The sequence below is a fragment of the Pedobacter nutrimenti genome, assembly GCF_003208655.1.
Taxonomy (GTDB): domain Bacteria; phylum Bacteroidota; class Bacteroidia; order Sphingobacteriales; family Sphingobacteriaceae; genus Pedobacter; species Pedobacter nutrimenti.
Genome location: NZ_QKLU01000007.1, coordinates 206,438 through 223,195, shown reverse-complemented (window position 1 = coordinate 223,195; position 16,758 = coordinate 206,438). Strand labels below are relative to the sequence as shown.

The 16,758-nt window shown below is 44.6% G+C and carries 8 protein-coding genes; 1 reads left to right on the top strand and 7 read right to left on the bottom strand.

The features are described from left to right. Positions 1-16: 16 nt before the first annotated feature. The gene (locus B0O44_RS19085) at positions 17-3,241 is read right to left on the bottom strand and encodes a SusC/RagA family TonB-linked outer membrane protein (RefSeq protein ID WP_110833699.1); all 3,225 of its coding nucleotides are present in this window, start codon (positions 3,239-3,241) and stop codon (positions 17-19) included. A 315-nt stretch (positions 3,242-3,556) separates the two neighbouring features. Here B0O44_RS19085 and B0O44_RS19080 point away from each other — a divergent pair, with 315 nt between their 5' ends. Further along, a complete protein-coding gene (locus B0O44_RS19080; RefSeq protein ID WP_110833698.1) occupies positions 3,557-4,567 on the top strand; it encodes a LacI family DNA-binding transcriptional regulator in 1,011 nt (336 codons plus the stop codon). Position 4,568: 1 nt separating this feature from the next. Here the strand turns inward: B0O44_RS19080 and B0O44_RS19075 are convergent, their stop codons facing one another. The 6 genes from B0O44_RS19075 to B0O44_RS19050 form a co-directional block, all read right to left on the bottom strand. Further along, positions 4,569-5,015 (bottom strand): nuclear transport factor 2 family protein, encoded by a 447-nt coding sequence (locus B0O44_RS19075; protein ID WP_110833697.1) that lies wholly within the window; start codon positions 5,013-5,015, stop codon positions 4,569-4,571. Positions 5,016-5,042: 27 nt separating this feature from the next. Then, complete coding sequence (locus tag B0O44_RS19070) at positions 5,043-6,728, bottom strand: sodium:solute symporter family transporter (RefSeq protein WP_110833696.1); 1,686 nt, start codon at positions 6,726-6,728, stop codon at positions 5,043-5,045. Positions 6,729-6,835: 107 nt separating this feature from the next. Next, the gene (locus B0O44_RS19065) at positions 6,836-8,146 is read right to left on the bottom strand and encodes an NAD(P)/FAD-dependent oxidoreductase (protein WP_245943719.1); all 1,311 of its coding nucleotides are present in this window, start codon (positions 8,144-8,146) and stop codon (positions 6,836-6,838) included. 39 nt (positions 8,147-8,185) lie between these two features. After that, positions 8,186-10,768, bottom strand: coding sequence for a BamA/TamA family outer membrane protein (locus B0O44_RS19060; protein WP_110833795.1), 2,583 nt, complete (start codon positions 10,766-10,768; stop codon positions 8,186-8,188). A gap of 5 nt (positions 10,769-10,773) precedes the next feature. Next, positions 10,774-13,128, bottom strand: a complete 2,355-nt coding sequence (locus tag B0O44_RS19055; protein ID WP_110833694.1) for a GAF domain-containing protein — start codon at positions 13,126-13,128, stop codon at positions 10,774-10,776. Between the two features lie 18 nt (positions 13,129-13,146). Continuing rightward, positions 13,147-16,758: a BamA/TamA family outer membrane protein gene (locus B0O44_RS19050; protein ID WP_110833693.1), complete on the bottom strand. Its 3,612-nt coding sequence runs from the start codon at positions 16,756-16,758 to the stop codon at positions 13,147-13,149.

The following is a 16,758-nucleotide window of genomic DNA, read 5'->3' as shown; positions in this document are numbered from 1 at the left end:
TTAATTACTGAATGGGTTAAAAAACAAGGTTAAGGCCTGCAAGGATATACCTGCTGCGCGGGTAGGCTGCATAATCCACACCAGGGGTCAGCGCATTGGACCTTCTGGTATTTGCTTCGGGATCGTAACCGCTGTAACCGGTAATGGTATAAAGGTTATTGACCGTTCCGTACACCCTGAGTTTTGAAATAAAGCCCGAGCGTTTGATCAGTTTGGCTGGTAAAGTATAACCTAAGGTCACATTGCTGATCCTTAAAAAAGAACCATTCTCTATGGCAAAAGAAGTTAAGGCATAATTGCCAGTAGTTGGTGTCCAGTACTGGGTATTGGCGTTCATAGCCGTTAACAATGCCGGGTCTGTGACCAATTGTCCCTGGGCATTAAAATTGGTCCAGCGGTTGTCCATAATGGCCAGCAGGTTATTGTCTTTTACATTATACTGAGAGGTAAATTCCAGTTTGTTTGCGTTGTATACTTTAGCACCTACTGAAAAGTTCATAAATACGGTCAGGTCAAAGTTTTTATAAACAAACTGGTTGTTCAGTCCTCCGATAAATTTTGGCTGGGCGTTACCCAGTACCGTTTTATCGTCTTCGCCGATGAGCATACTGGCTGAGCCAGACAGTTTTTTGACTTTCATATCTCCAGGCTTTGGATCCCGGTTCCCGATCAGCACACTGCTGTTTGGAACCCCGGGTTTTAAGGTATAGGTATATACGCCCGTTGTCGCATTCTGCGTATAATTAAAATCATCAACCGTATAACGTCCGTCAGAAACAAAACCATAAAATTGTCCGACAGGTTTCCCGACTTCTATGTAAAAGTCATTTAAGCTGTTCACCCAGCCCGATTGTGCACTGTATGCGGTTACCCCCTGTTGCAGTTCAACAATTTTATTCTGGTTAAAGGCAATGTTAAAACCTGCGTTATAGGTAAAGTTTTTTGATTTAACCGCCAGCCAGTTCAGCTGTACTTCCAGCCCTTTGTTTTGCGTTCTTCCCACGTTTTGCTGCTGGTATTTATAGCCGGTTGTTGGTGGGACATTTGCACTCAGTAAAAGGTTTTTTGTTCTGTTGTCGTAGACATCAATGCTCAGGTTCAGACGGTTTTTAAGCAGGTCGATGTCCAGCCCCAGGTTTCGGGAAGTATTGGTTTCCCAGGTAATTTCAGGGTTGGCCATATAGTCACCGGTGATTAAGCCTGTACTGACCGAGGCATCATTGGCGGCATAACCACCGGCAACTGAATTGGCATAGTAGAGCGTCCTGAACAGATCCGGACCAATCCGGTTGTTCCCTGCTGCACCATAACTCAGGCGCAGTTTCAGGTTATCCACCCAGGAAAGATTTTGTTTTTTGAAAAAATCTTCTTCGGAGATCCTCCAGGCAAATTGCCCGGAAGGAAAATAGCCCCATTTTTTTCCGGCAGCAAACAAAGAAGAACCATCGGCCCTAAGGTTAAAGGTGGCCAGGTATCGGCTTTTGTATCCATAAGCTGCCCTTCCAAAAAAGGAAAGCTGGCGCATGCTGCCAATCAAAGAAGTTGGTTTATCCTGCACCCCGCTTCCAATAGGCTCTGCTTTTTGTATACTCGCAAAAGCCTCATCAGGGGTAATGTTGGCCGGGAACCATTTGATATTCATACTGGTGTTGTTGGTACTGGTTTTGGTAAACTCCTGTCCGGCCAGTAAGTCCAGATTGTGGCTAGGACCCAAATCGGGTTTATAAGTCAATAAATTGGTGTTGATTAAGGTATTGAGGTTGTTGTTGTCAATAGAAATGGCTGGCAGGCCACCATTGTTTCTGGCAATAAGGCTCACCGTTCCATTAAAAGTATTGATTTTACGGTCTGTATAGGTCAAGCCGACCGTACTTTTAAAAGAAAGGTTTTTTAAGATCTGATAATTCAAATACATACTGCTGATCAGGTCGTTCCGGTTGTCATACTTCAGTTCATTATGGGCCAGGGTAACCGGATTGGTCAGTAAAGTAGCACTGTAATCGGCATCAAAAAGATCTCCGGAATCCCCTCCACCTGCATAAGGCAGGTAACGTACTGCATTCCTTAAACGGTTTGCGGTATTTGAACCGGTGTTGCTGGTCCCTACTCCATCAATGCGCTGACGGCTGTAACGTACATTGACCCCTGCCTTTAACTGATCGGATATTTTATGGTCAAAACGGAAGGAAGCAAAAGTCCTTCTATAGCCCGACTCGAGCATAATCCCGTCTTCTTTGGTATTGTTTAAACTAAAGTTAAAAGTGGTCTTTTCATTTCCACCTGAAAGGCTCAGGATCTGGGTACTGGAAAAGGCCTGTCTTCCAAAAACCTTATCCTGCCAGTTGATGTTTTGTATGTTTTTATAGATGTCCAGGTCATCAAAGGTTCCGTAGGTTTTGGTAAACTGGTCTTTGACCTGTTGGGTGGTATTGGTATTGTACAATTCGTACTGGTATTTCACAAACTGATAAGGGTTCATGGTCTCCAGGCGGTTGACAATTTGCCTGACGCCCCCATAAGCTTCAAAAGCCACGACCGTACGGCCAGCCTTACCGCCTTTAGTGGTAATGATCACCACACCGTTTGCACCACGGGTCCCGTAAATAGCGGTCGAGGCCACATCTTTAAGGACGTCGATCTTTTCAATTTCATTTGGAGATAAAATAGACAGGGCATTTTCAACCTGTATTCCATCCACAATATATAAAGGGGAATTATCACCGGTCAGGGAACTTCCCCCTCTGACTTTAATTTGGATTTCTGCACCCGGGCTGCCCTCGGTAGTGGCTACCGATACACCAGCCAGCTTACCGGCCAGTGCCTGCGCAGCGGTACCTACAGGAAAATCGGCCAGGTCTTTCGCGCTCACCGATGATACCGAACCCGTTAAGGCCTCTTTACGTACAGTTCCATAACCGATATTGATCACCACCTCGTTCAGGGCCGCAGCATCTTCCTGCAATACAAAACTGATCACAGATTGGGTTCCTACAGTGAGCTCCTGAGTTTTGTAGCCCACATAACGGGCCTGTAAAACAGCATCGTTACCTGCAGCAATTTTATAATTCCCCTTGCCATCTGTACTGACAACGGTTTTGGTTCCTTTAATGGTGATGCTGACACCCGGAATGGGTTCTTTGGTTGTTTTATCCGTTACCTGTCCTGTTACCTGCCGGGTCTGGGCATGCAGTGCCCCGTACAATGAGCTCAGCAATGCAAACAGAAGTAAAGTTTTTTTCATACAGTTTGTTTTAAAACCTCTGCTGTATCCAAAATCATCGGGACATTATCAATTTCCGGAAAAGAAGCGATAAATGGTTAAGGATTATCCTGGCTCAGACAATTCGGTTTAATGGTTTATAGAATATTTGGTTAGGTTCTCGTTAAACAAGTCTACATTGTTTTTTTTAATAAACGATTTGGGCCGGGGATATAAATCTGTGCAATCGTTCCCGACAACGTTGCCATTCAACAATCAGAAATTATATGTAAACTTGTGTAGTGTTAATGACCAGAAACTGATCTGCTGATCTTTTTACCCTTCGAGAACCTGTTTATGTTTGAGCCCTTTACTTTAAAAGACATTGCCAAAGCCTTAGGCCTTTCTACCTCCACGGTTTCCCGCGCCCTGAGGGATACCCACGAAATCAGTGCGGAAACTAAAAAAATCGTTCTGGAATATGCGCAGAAAATCAATTACAAGCCCAATCCAAATGCACTGAGTTTAAAGGAAAGACGCAGCAAATCCATAGGGGTCATTGTCAGCGAGGTGGCCAATCATTACTTCTCACAGGCCATTAACGGGATTGAATCCATTGCTTATGACAAGGGTTATCACGTCATTATTACCCAGACCCATGAATCGTATGAAAGGGAGAAGATCAATATACAGCATTTGGCTTCCAGGTCTGTAGACGGGCTACTGGTTTCCCTTTCTGCAGAAACCAGTGATACTTCTCACCTTCAAAGCCTGCACAAAAGGGGGCTTCAAATGGTTTTTTTTGACCGGGTTGCCGAAGATATTGAAACACATAAAATTACCGCCAATAATGAAAAGGGGGCTTTTGAGGCCACAGAATACCTGATCAGACAGGGCTATAAAAAGATTGCCCACCTGACCAGTTCAGACCATTTATCCATTAGCATCGAAAGGTTAAATGGCTATAAAAAAGCATTGGAACAGCATGGTTTACCCTTTAATCCCCATTACCTAAAATATTGTCCGCACGGTGGAATGTTTTATGATGAGGTTGAAAATGCAGTGAAGGAGCTGATGAATTTGTCAGACCGGCCGGATGCTGTTTTTGTGGCCGGGGACCGTTTGAGCGTGGGTTGCCTGGTGGTTTTTAAAAACCTGAACATCCAGGTGCCGAAAGACATGGCCATTACCGGTTTTAGCAATTCCGATGTACTGGACCTGATGCATCCCCCATTGACGGCTGTACGTCAGCCAGCCTTTGAAATGGGACAAATTGCAACAGATATGCTGATCAGGCTGATTGAAAGCCGGTATCCGGTGTACGAGTTTGAGAAAAAGGTACTGGATACCAGCTTATTGATCCGTTAAGTTATTCCGGCACTTTAAAAGCCCTTCTGGCCATTACTTTCCAGTCTTTACCCGATTTTTTCAGGACCAGGACAATCCCCAGGTTCACATGTCCGGGTTTTCCGCCATCGTTAGTATCTGCACTTAAAATATGTCTCACCACCGCAATATTGTCCTGGACAGTAATGGATTGTTTGGTCAGTTCTATGGTTTTAAAATCGGACTTTTTGGTTGTTATGGCATCTACAAAGGCCGCTTTATCCTGGATGTTTCCACCAGAATGGCCATAGCTCAGGTCATTGGTTAAAACACTTTCCAGTTCTGTTTTATTGCCGCTGATCATGGCCAGGCGAAGTTTTTCAACCACCTGGGCCACCTGTTGCTCTGCTTTTGAAGGTTCAGATGGGCTTTGGGCTTTTCCGATGCTGTACAGACCCAGAAAGATCAAACAAACGAGGATTTTTTTCATATTATTTTTCAAGATTTAGGTTTAATTCTACCAGAAAGCAGTGTAAAGGGCCACCAATAAAGCGATAATCATCATCGAACCAATGGCAAAAGGTGTCGATACGCGGAACATTTTGGTATCCACTTCCAATCCGTTGGGAACAATTCCTTTTTTATTTTCATACACACTAATGAAGTACATTCCAAGCAAACAAAAAGCAAAAACAACCAGCATTCTGTCCATAAAAGGAATTTCAAATACGCCTTTTTTGTTGGCCACAGCCCAGCCATACTCATAAAGCGGGGAAAGATCTGTCCAGGCTGGCAGAAATTTGAGCAATACCGATACGATGAAACCGCCAATGGTTGCAAAAAGCGCTGCATTTGAAGTTGTTTTTTTCCAGAAAAAGCCCAATATAAACATGGCAAAAATACCAGGGGAAACGAAACCTGTATATTCCTGAATATACTGAAAACCCTGTTTTCCTTCTCCCATCAGGGCATCACCCACAATCAGGGAAAGCAGTACCGCCAGCAGCATGGACACCACTACCGTTACTTTACCTACATTGACCATTTTTGCCTCACTGGCCTGCTGGTTAAAGGCTTTTTTGTAAATATCAAGGGTAAAAATGGTAGCAATGCTATTGGCTTTTCCAGCAAGTGAAGCTACAATGGCGGCAGTCAGTGCCGCAAAAGACAGGCCTTTCAGGCCAATAGGTAAAAGTCCAAGCAATGCAGGATAGGCTTTATTGGGATCCTGAACACCTGAGGAGGTCAGCAGGTGGTTTGCACTAATCCCTCCAAGGTCTTTTTTTACAATATAATAAACCGCAATACCCGGTACAACAACGATTACAGGCATCAGCATTTTTAAAAAAGCAGCAAACAGAAGTCCCGACCTGGCCACCGGAAGGGAGGCCCCGAGCGCCCTTTGGGTAATGTATTGGTTACAGCCCCAATAGCTCAGGTTGGCAATCCACATTCCTCCGATCAGTACACTTAAACCCGGAAGGTCCATATAATTGGGATTGTCTTTTTTAAAGATCAGGTGAAAATGCTCAGAGGCACCATCTTTCAGCATGGCAAAGCCCTTGGCAATGCCCTGTCCACCCGAAATCAGGTTTAAGGCCAGGTAAGTAGCCACCAGTCCACCTAAAACCAGGAAAAAAACCTGGATCACATCGGTATAACCAATCACCTTCATCCCGCCCAGGGTAATAAAAATGGCAAAAAGTGCCAGGGCCAGAATACAAAGGGTAATGTTCAGTCCGGAGATGCCGCTGATGGCAAGGGCACCCAGGTACAAAATAGACATCAGGTTGACCACAATATAAAGCATTAGCCAGAAAACGGCCATGATCATGGCCACCTTACTGTTGTAACGCTGGCTTAAAAACTGCGGCATGGTAAAGATTTTATTCTTCAAATACACCGGCATAAAAAATACAGCAACGATAATCAGGGTGGCTGCGGCCATCCATTCATAGGCAGAAATGGCCAGGCCAAGTTTAAAGCCCGATCCGCTCATTCCGATCATCTGCTCTGCCGAAATGTTGGAGGCAATCAGTGAAGCACCAATGGCCCACCAGGTTAAGGAGCCTTCGGCCAGGAAATAATCTTTGGAATCGCCACTGGCAGATTTCTTTTTATAATAGATCCAGAAGCCGTAGGAGGCCACAATAATAAAGTAGACCAGGAATACGATATAATCGTACGTGTGTAAAGTGCTCATTTTTTATATTTGGTTTTACCAAATGTAAATTTATTTGTCAGACCGACAAACACTTCAGCACTTTTTAAAGCCTGATTTTATGCAAACGATTTCGACTTTTTGTCTTTTCAGGTTACATTTTCCTCTTCTACAGGCCTGATGATCATCCTTAAAGACTGGTCTTTTGAAAAGTAGGCAATCATCCAGTTCCAGAAAGTCCTGGCCCGGTTCCTGTACGTGATCAGCGACATCAGGTGAATAAACAGCCAGGCCAGCCAGGCTAAAAATCCTTTCAGGTGCATTTTTGGAAGGGTTAGGTCTACCACTGCCTTCGCGCTGCCAATAATGGCCATACTTCCTTTATCGTGGTAAGCAAAAGCCTCCATTTCTTTGCCTTCAGCCTTTCTTTTAAAATTTCTCGCCAGGTTTTTCCCCTGTTGTATGGCCACCTGGGCCACCTGAGGATGTCCATCAGGAAAATTCACATCGTTATTTTGCAGACAGGTATCCCCTATGGCATAAATATTTGCAGTACCCTTTACCAGGTTGAAAGCATCACAGATCATGCGTTTTCCCCTGCCATAACTTTCAGCAGGAATACCTTCGAACACCCTTGCTGTCACCCCGGCTGCCCAGATCAGGTTCCTGGTGCTGATGGTTTTTCCGCCGGAAAGCATTACCGTATCATTTTCAAAGTCATCCACATGCGTATTCATAATGAGCTCGACCCCCATTTTGGTCAGGGCCTGAGCCGTGTTTTTCTGAGATTTTTCGCTCATCGGGGAAAGCACACATTTTCCGCCGTCGACCAGGTATATGCCTCCTGCCTTTCCTTTAAGTTCGGGATAATCCTTCCGTAAAATGCCCTGCTTCATTTCGGCAAACATCCCAGATATCTCTACCCCGGTCGGACCTCCACCGGCAATCACCAGGGTGAGCAATTTTTTGACCTCTTGGGGATCTTTGGAAATAGAAGCCTGTTCCATACGCATAAGCAGAATGTTCCGCATGGCAATGGCATCTCCCAGGGTTTTCATGGGAATGGCATTTTTGCGGATGTTCTCATTTCCAAAAAAATTGGTTTCGGCCCCTGTGGCAAAAACCAGCACATCATAGGAAAGTTCGCCGTTGTTTAAAATCACTTTGTTTTCTGCAGGAAGAACCTTCTGGAGTTTACCCAAACGGAAATGCAGGTTATCCTTGCCTGCAAATAGTTTCCTGAAGGGGTAACTGATGCTGGAAGGTTCTAAAAAACCTGTGGCCACCTGATAGATCAGAGGCGGAAAAAAATTATAATTGTTCTGATCAACAAGCGTTACGCTAAACTTTTTATTTCTGCCAAGGTCTTTTGCCAGGTTAATTCCGGCAAAACCACCCCCTATAATGACTATATTTTCCTGCATATTAAGGTTTCTGTTCGTATCAAATATAACGTTCAAAAAGACAATTGGTTTACAGTTTCCTCCCCGGTCCGGTAATCAGAATGTAAAACCAATGGAAATATAGGGCAGGGCACCTTCTTTGGATGCACCTACTGCGGCCTGGATCAGGAACAATTCTGCAGGCACGACATACAAACCTCCGCCATAACCATAATGCCATTTTTTACTTTGTTCCCCCGGTTCCCACACCCTTCCGATATCATTAAAACCAATTAATCCAACCGAACCCGGCACGATGTAAGAGGTGAAACTAAACAGTTTAAGCCTTAAATCGAGGTTATAATAGGCCATGGATTTTCCACTGAAACGATTGCTGTGGTAGCCCCTCAGGTTCCTGACCCCACCCAGTTGCATGAGCTGAAAAAAGGCCGGGTTTCCAATTGTGGTACCCCCACCGAGCCGGTTGGCGATTACAAATCCAGATTTTCCGGGATTAAGGTAATAACGGAACTCGGTTTGCAGTTTTGCATAATAATCCTGCTCCCCGCCCATTTCCCTTTTCACAGAAAGACCTGTTTTCCAGTAAATGCCTTTTGTCGGAATGGCTGCATTGTCCCGGCTGTCATAAGTCAGGTTACTCACCAGGCCTGCATAGAACCTATTGGAAAAAACATCTTCCTGGGGATAAGCGGTATTGAAATCCTTTAAAAACCGGTGTTCATTGGAGGCGGCATTGCTGGTGTAATACTCGGTGGAAATTCCGCCCTCTATATTCAGGTTTTTAGATAGGTTCCTGGCCAGTTTGACATCGGCAGTCAGGTAATCGTACCTGTTGCGGTAGTAAGGCATTTCTTGATCGCCCTTATTGACAAACAGGCTTTCATTACCCAGACCAAAAAAGTTACTCAGGTTATGTGGCCCCAGAAAATTCGCATCAATTTTCAGGTCATTTTCTCCTATGGCTTTTTTAAAATCCCCGGCATAATTCAGAATAAAGGACTGTCTGCCCGTGGTGTAAGTTACCCAGAATTCATGTTTAAAAGCATAGGGTATTTTGCGGAAACCCTGTTTTTCGTAAACCAGCCCTGCACCAATCTGAAGGCCCTGGTCTATGCTGTAGTTTGCCCTGAACAAAGGGCCAAAGCGATCAAAAACAAAACTTGTTTTATTGTATTCATTTACGGTAGAATCATTGGACAGTTTTAATTTGGCCAGCCCTTTTTGCGGAACAATATTTCCTTCATCCTGGCGGTCATAAATAAAAAGTTTAGCGTTGTTTCTGACCTCCGGTGCCACTTCAAACTTGTCCAGTCCAGCACCTCCTACCATTCTCACCCGGATACTGGATTTTCCGGCTCCTTTAACAGAAAAAAGATCTTCACCTCCAAAACCATAGAGCCGGATTTCTTTGGTCATCGCAGGATCAAAAGTCCGCTTATAAAGTTTTCTGCCTATACTGCCATCTTTTTTAATGTTTCGGATCGTCAACTCCAGACGTCCATCCTTTTTATATTGAATTTCAAAATATTCCTTCTTGTCAGAGGCGGGTATTTCCACATATTCAGAAAGGAAATGGTAATAGTCCAGGGCTATCTTTTCCAGGTTCTGCACCCTTCCATTAAGCGAATGCTGTAATTCTTCTCCGTTTTGGGCCACAATTACTGCAGGCATTAAGGCGATGGCTTTTGCCACCAGCTCAGGTGTAATGGTCTTTTGCACATACTGAACTTCTGTTTTCCAGTCTTTTTCATTCAGCTCATTGAGAAAATACCGGTCAAAATACCTTGCGTTGAAATTCCATCCGTTAATGTCCCGGATGTTTGGGCTATAGGGCTGCAAATTGGATTTCAGCCATTGGTGGGAAAGTATCCATGGAAAAACACCTGAGGTCCGGTAAAATACTTTGTCCCGGTCCCTTGGTATTGGCTCATAAAGAGTCCCATCTTCGTCTTTGTTGGGCAACCACCTCCAGTTGTCTTCGTGGCGGTCCCAGTCACCGACAATAAAATCGAGCAGCCTTGCCCTCAAGGTCAGCAATTGGTCTGTGGTTTTGTCATTGTCTTCCTGCAGTTTTCGCTGCACCTTTTCGGTATTGTCTGTTTTCTCAGCCTCCATCGGGTCCCTTTCCTCAAACAAATAAGCCGCATTGGCAAAATCCTTGCGGTATTCCATCAGTCCGGGATCATCACCTACATAAACGATTTCGGGGCTGGCATGCGGAATTTTCAAGGCCTGGGCCAGTGGCGGCACCACCAGGGCACCAAAGGGATGACCGGTAGATACCTGGTCCTGCACAATATTTTTTGCAATTGTTGGGCGCAGGTTTTCGGGCAAACCTCTTTCGGGATATTTTTGTATGGTCCTTAAAGCCCACAATTTACCTGAGGCGTCTTTAAACCGTAACGAACGGGTCTGGTTTCCGCCGCCAAGCTTAACAATAGTCAGCCCTCCTCTTTCTTTTTGAAGATCCAATACCCTTATTTTAACCGGGGTAGCCCAAAGTTTCCGGTAGTTTTCACCTAAAAAAAACCGGTGCGTACCGCTCACCTCATTGTATTGGGGAGCAATGGCAACCGTTACCGAATCTGCAAGGGGTTTTTGCTGTGCATAAGCCCCGCAAAGGCCTAGCCCTGTCATCAATAATCCTGCTGTATATTTCTTCAAATGTTGTTTCCTCATGGTGATCATCCAAGTGTAACCCCTACCCTTAATGCTTTTAATCCCTCTACGCCCTGCAGTTCTTCAATTTCAATATATTCCAGGTCATCGAGTAAAACATTTTCCTTCTGTAAACGCCTGATATAACCCAGATATTCCTGGGCCTCCCAGCTGTTGAAGTAAACGATTGCAATTTTTCCCGGCTGAACCAGACGCTCATCTGTTCCTTTGATATGGGCCTTGTCGATTCGTTTTTTCACCATCTGGTAACGGATGTTGTAACTCCCCTCTACATCAAACCTTTGTTCATCGGTCCTGAAACTGATGTCAATCTTTTTCTCATAGACAAAGATCAGGTGGGTGGTCTGCATATAAATATCCAGTTCCGGGATCAGGTCATGGGTCGCTTTCGCAATATTTGCAATGACTTCAAGTTGTTTAAACCTCAGGGTAAACAATAAATCCTCCGGCATAGGGATCAGCGGGGCAATGGACTGCCCCATATAAATATCAAATTCCTGTCCGTCTGTTCTGAATTTTTCAAAATAACAGGGATAAATAGCCTGAATTTCGGCATTAAACTTATCCAGATACCGGCCTACAGTACGGTTGATCCTTTGCATGCTGTTCTCATAAAGGATCCTGTTTTTGTACAGGCGGGCCTTTTGTTTGCTCAGTTCAAAATATTCATGGACCATTTGTTCCAGTTCTGGGTGCGAATGTTTCAGCTGTTCCAGGTATAAGGGCAGCTGACGCTGCAGGTAGTCTTCTATTTTCAGAATTTCCTGATCGGACAATTCTTCAAATTCCTTAAAATTCCAGATCGAAGTCTCTTTTGGCAGGTCCTGGTCTATGTCCAGATTGATTTTATTTTTGATGGACAGCAGCAAATTTTCAAGGATCTCAAAATTGATGTATAAGTCTTCCCTGATGGCCCTGTTGCGCTTGATGCTGGAATCTTTGATGTCTATGGCCCCATAAAATGGTTGCACCTGTTCAAAATAAATCCGTTCTATAGGCAGGTTCTTTTCCTGGGCACCGGACACAATATAATGAAAGGCTGCTTCCCGGAAACGCCACTGGACAGAGGGTTGCAGCGCAGTGAATTTTTCCGTAATCACATTGGTGATGTCGTGATTAAAATCAATGATCAGGTTTTGCAGCAACTGGGAAAGCAATGGAAAAGCCAGTTCCAGTTTGGAAAGGCTTTTACTGTTAAAAACCTCCGGATCATCTGCATACACTTCCAGGCAACCCACAATTTTTCCATTGTAATACAAGGGAAAGAGTGCATAAGAGGTAATGCCCTGCTGATACAACAATTTTAATATGGGGTAATTGAGCTGTTCTCCTCCGGATATTTCAGGAAAAACCAGTCTTCTGGGCTGTTTAAGGTACTCATCTACCAAACTTTGATAAACGCTTTTCTGCTCTTCATCTTTTTTGGCCAGGCGGGCCACAATGCTTTCAAAACCGGAATCGTTGTTCATCACGATTTTTCCGTTCAGTTCTATATAAGGCAACAAACCAAACTGTACCTGATCGTTCCCGACCAGTGTTTTTAAGGCCATCGAGATTTCCGAACCATGTGCACCAACCTGGCATTCATTATGTTCTATGATCACATTTTTAATAGATTCCAGGGCATATTCACCGGTCACATCGGTGAGGTTAACAATTGAAATTCCTTGTATGCTGAACCGGTCGGGTGGCAAAAGTTCCAGCAACACATCCATACTGCTGGCCTCTTCCATAATTTTTTCCTTCAGGCTTTTCAACTGAAGATCAGGAAGCTCACCATCAAATTGTATCTCCAGAAAACGGGTATCCACATTCAGGCGGTAATATTTCAGCAAATTGGTTTCCGGGTCCAGGATGGATTTAATGGTAAACTGATCTGCACCAAAACTCAGTCCGTAAAATTTTTCCAGCACCAGGTTGTAAAAAGTCTTCAATACATTGTTTTCCATGTCTGGCCGGGGCGGCATTTTCAGATTTTCCTTGAGTTTACCTGATTCCTTATCAATCAGGACATTGTAAAACGCATTTGTTCCAAAATAAAAACAAGGTGAAACCGGTTTACTCAATGCCCAGAGCTGTTGGTTTTCATCAGCAAGCAAAGGAGAAAGGGAAGTATAAATCAGTTCGAAAAAGTCTTTATAGGCATTTGCATCACAAGACTGGATCGGTGCACTGAGTTCGGGCTTTTCTTTAAATTTCTCGAGGATGTAACGGTAAAAATGAATTTTCGCAGTCTCTTCGGTTTCAGTTTTGCGCTGCACATAATCCATAAAGGGCCTGAGAGAAAATTCTACCTTTGCTCCTGTGTGATAGGTTGTCCCGTATATGGATTCGTTGAGGTCTAGCGTAATTGCCTGCATGGTCTTTTTTATTTAAAATTAAAAGCGCATTCCTACATTAAAATTAGGGTACCAGCCTTCTGTGGAATGCCCCATAATAAATTTAACTACAGCGTACTGGGCTGCGGTAGCATAAATTCCCGCACCTGTTCCATTGTGCCAGCGGCCGGAGCTTTCGCCATTTTCCCAAACCCGGCCAATATCATAAAAACCGATCACACCAACCTGTCCCGGAACAAGGTAACTGACAAAATCTCCAATCTTGGCGCGAAGCTCAAGATTGTTGTAAGCCATGTGCTGACCGGCAAAACGATTTTGCCTGAAACCGTATAAATTACTTTGTCCGCCCAGGAACAAACTCTGGTAAAATGCTGTTTTTCCAAAAGTCAGCCCTCCCCCAAAGCGCTCGGCCAGAACAATTGTTCCCCTGGTGTTGAAACTTTTATATAAGGCTACTTCGGGTATGAGCTGCACAAAAGATTTTGAATAGCCGTTTAAACCGGTGTAGCCCTGCAGCCTGATGTTGACATAACTGCCCCAGGCTGGCAAAATTTTGCTGTTTCTTTTATCGTTGGTAAAATTAGCCACTAATCCTGCAAAAAGTTTATCTTTTCCAAGGGTTAAACTGTCATAAGAGCCAATTCCGGAAGGCTGACTGATAAAACGTCCGGTATTGTCATCTGCACTGTAGCGGTAAAACTGAAAGGAAGGCCCTGCGCTAAAGCTCATTCCCGAGAGGGACTTCCATCGCAAGGCAGGATCGACCTGGTAGGTACTAAACCTGGCCCGGTAAAAAGTTTTATAATCCCCTGTTTTGTTAAATACGGTCTCATTTCCTCTTCCGAAAAAGTTCAGGGAATTTTCCGGGGCATTGACTGCTGCTTTAACCAGCAGGTCTGCAGAACCTATTGCCTGTATCCATTCCCCGCTGTAACGGATCTTGAAAGCTTTGGTCGAAAAAGAATGGCTGACAAAAAATTCCTGTACATCGTTATAGGGAAGTTTCCGGAAGCTTTCCTGGTGGGTCCGCTTAAAACCAAGTCCCAACAGAAAACCATCATCCGGATTGGCTTCTACAGTAACCAGTGGCATGGTCACATTCATCAGGTTCACCGGTAAAAAAGCCGTATTGGCGCTGTCTTTTGAAAGGTGCAGTTTCAAACGGCTGCTGTCTCCCATCAGCGTTAGTTTTTTTCCCCTGTCGTACAAAGCTACTTTTCTTTTGGCCTGCAAGACTTCAACGGTTTTACGTCCGGTACTGTCTACAATTTTCAGTTTAATGGAAGAGGTTGCATTGTCCAGAACAATTTTATCTTCTCCCCCACCCATATACAAACGGATTTCTTTGGTAAACTCAGGGGTATAGGTTTTGTTCATCAGCGTATCCTGTACAACTCCTTTTTTGTTGACCTTGTTCAGCACAACATTAATGCCTTTATCAGGGGTCCCTTTTAGGTGCACCAGCTCATTTTTCCCACTGGCATGAATGTCCACAATTTTATTTATAAAACGATAGTATTCTTCCATTGCAGCCGGAATATTGTCCCTACGCTCTTTGAGCTGTTTTAAAAGGACATCATGACGGAGCCCATAGGCCGAAGCAGGTAATCGTTTCAACCCAGCCTCCAGTACCTGGTCGGTCTGGGACTTTACAAACTCCTGTACAATGGCCGTCCATTCCTCATGCGGGATTTGAGAAGCCGGATAACGTCCAAGGAACATGGTTTTCCACAGCGAGTAACGGATGTCTTTAATTTTGCCTCCAAAGCCCTGCAAATTCGGCGCCAGCCAGGAACGGGCTGCCAGATAAGGCAGGATACCCTGATTGGTATACATCACCTGGTCCCTGTCTCTTGGCACGGGCGAATAAAGGTCTTCTCCTTTTTTTTCTTCTTTGGTCCAGCGCCACTGGTCGCTGTGCCTATCCCAGTCTCCTATCAGCAGATCCAGTAAACGGGCCCTTAAAAAAGCCCGGCCATCCACATTATAATCGTTGTCCTTATTCATGTGCCGGATCATTTTGGGTGTATTGTCGGAATCTCCTGTTGGTTCTCTTTCTTCCAGCAGGCACACCTGGTTGACAAAAAGCTTACTGTATTTACCCAGGTTGGGATCAGCGGAAACCACACCAATAATTGGTGTGGCATGGGGAACTCCGGCGGCAATGGCCATTGGAGGGACCACCAATGCCGAATAAGGGTGCTGTGCACTCATGGCATCATTCACCCAATCCTTTGCAAAAGTTTCTCTCAAGGCCTCAGGGAGGATTTTTTCGGGGCTTTTCATCACACTCCTTAAAACCCATTCCTTACCTTGCTTATCCACCAGCCGCAGGGAATTGGTTTGAAAACCTCCGCCAGTTTTGACCGGGCTAAGGCCGCCATAAATTTCTGAGAGCCTGATCACCGGAAGCCTGGTCTGGGCAGCCCATTCCTTGCGGTAATTTTCACCGAACAACAGGCGGTGAAATTTCCCTACCTGGTCATAAGCCGGGTGAAGTTTAACATCTATACTGTCTCCCTTAATGGGTTCAGCTATACCTGCCATTTTACTTTCTACCGGTGTATAAGCTTGAATGTATTGAAAAACTTCCCTGATTCCACTATCTGTTTCTGCAAAATAGGTGAATTTCATTCTTTTTCCAGAAAGCTGGTCTGCCATGACATAACCCTGTTTTGCATTTGCATACAAAGCATGTTTCCCTTTTACCGCATAACTGTTTTTGGCACCCGCCCCGCTAACCACCTGCACAGATTTATCTTTTATAAACTGAAGGCCATGTTCATGTCCGGCTACATAAATAACATTTGGAAAGCCTTTAAACACCTGGCTTACACTTTTAATCATGTATTTATACAATGGATTGCCCAGGTCTTCGGGTGTGGGAAAAGTTGATCTTAAAAAAGGGTATAAAGAACCCAGCACCGGCAAGGGGATCCACAGGTTCGAGTTCAAAGCCGTAAACGGAAAAACATGGTCTTTTAATGAAAACCGGCCTCCATGGCTCCCATAACTCTGGAAAGGATGGTGCGAGGCCAGCAGGATAACTTTATTTTTATTTTTATCCAGCAGTTCAGCCATTCTGTCCAGAACAGCCTGCCTGCTGCTGCAGTCGCATTCTGCCTCCGGATTGTCTTTATTAAAAGGAAAAAGCCACCATTCACTGTCAAATGCGATGATCACCAGTTCCGCAGACACATTGATTTCCACAGGGTCCGGACAACCATTTCGGGGAATTAATTTCAGCAGGCTATCCTGCTGTTCTTCCAGGAATTCCCATTGCCTTTTAATTTTTGCAAGTCCATCTGGCCCCATTTTGTCCCAATCGTGATTGCCGGGAACAAAATACACCGGGGCTCCCTGCGCCCGCATGGGCTGGTACTGGGACTGCAGAATTTTTTTGGTTGTTTCTTCTTCCTTACTTCCGGGCAAACCCATTCCTTTGGGGTAAATGTTATCCCCCAAATACATCACTGTGGTTTTCCCCTTAATGATGTGATCGGCAGCATGCCTGAGCACCGCTTTCTGGGCAATGTCCATTTCTCCTGCATCACCAATAAGAATGACCCTGGAATAAATTGTATCCGGGACCTGTGCTTTTGATGCATTTAGCAGGACTAAGCCTATCAACAGGAGCAACCATCTTTTCAT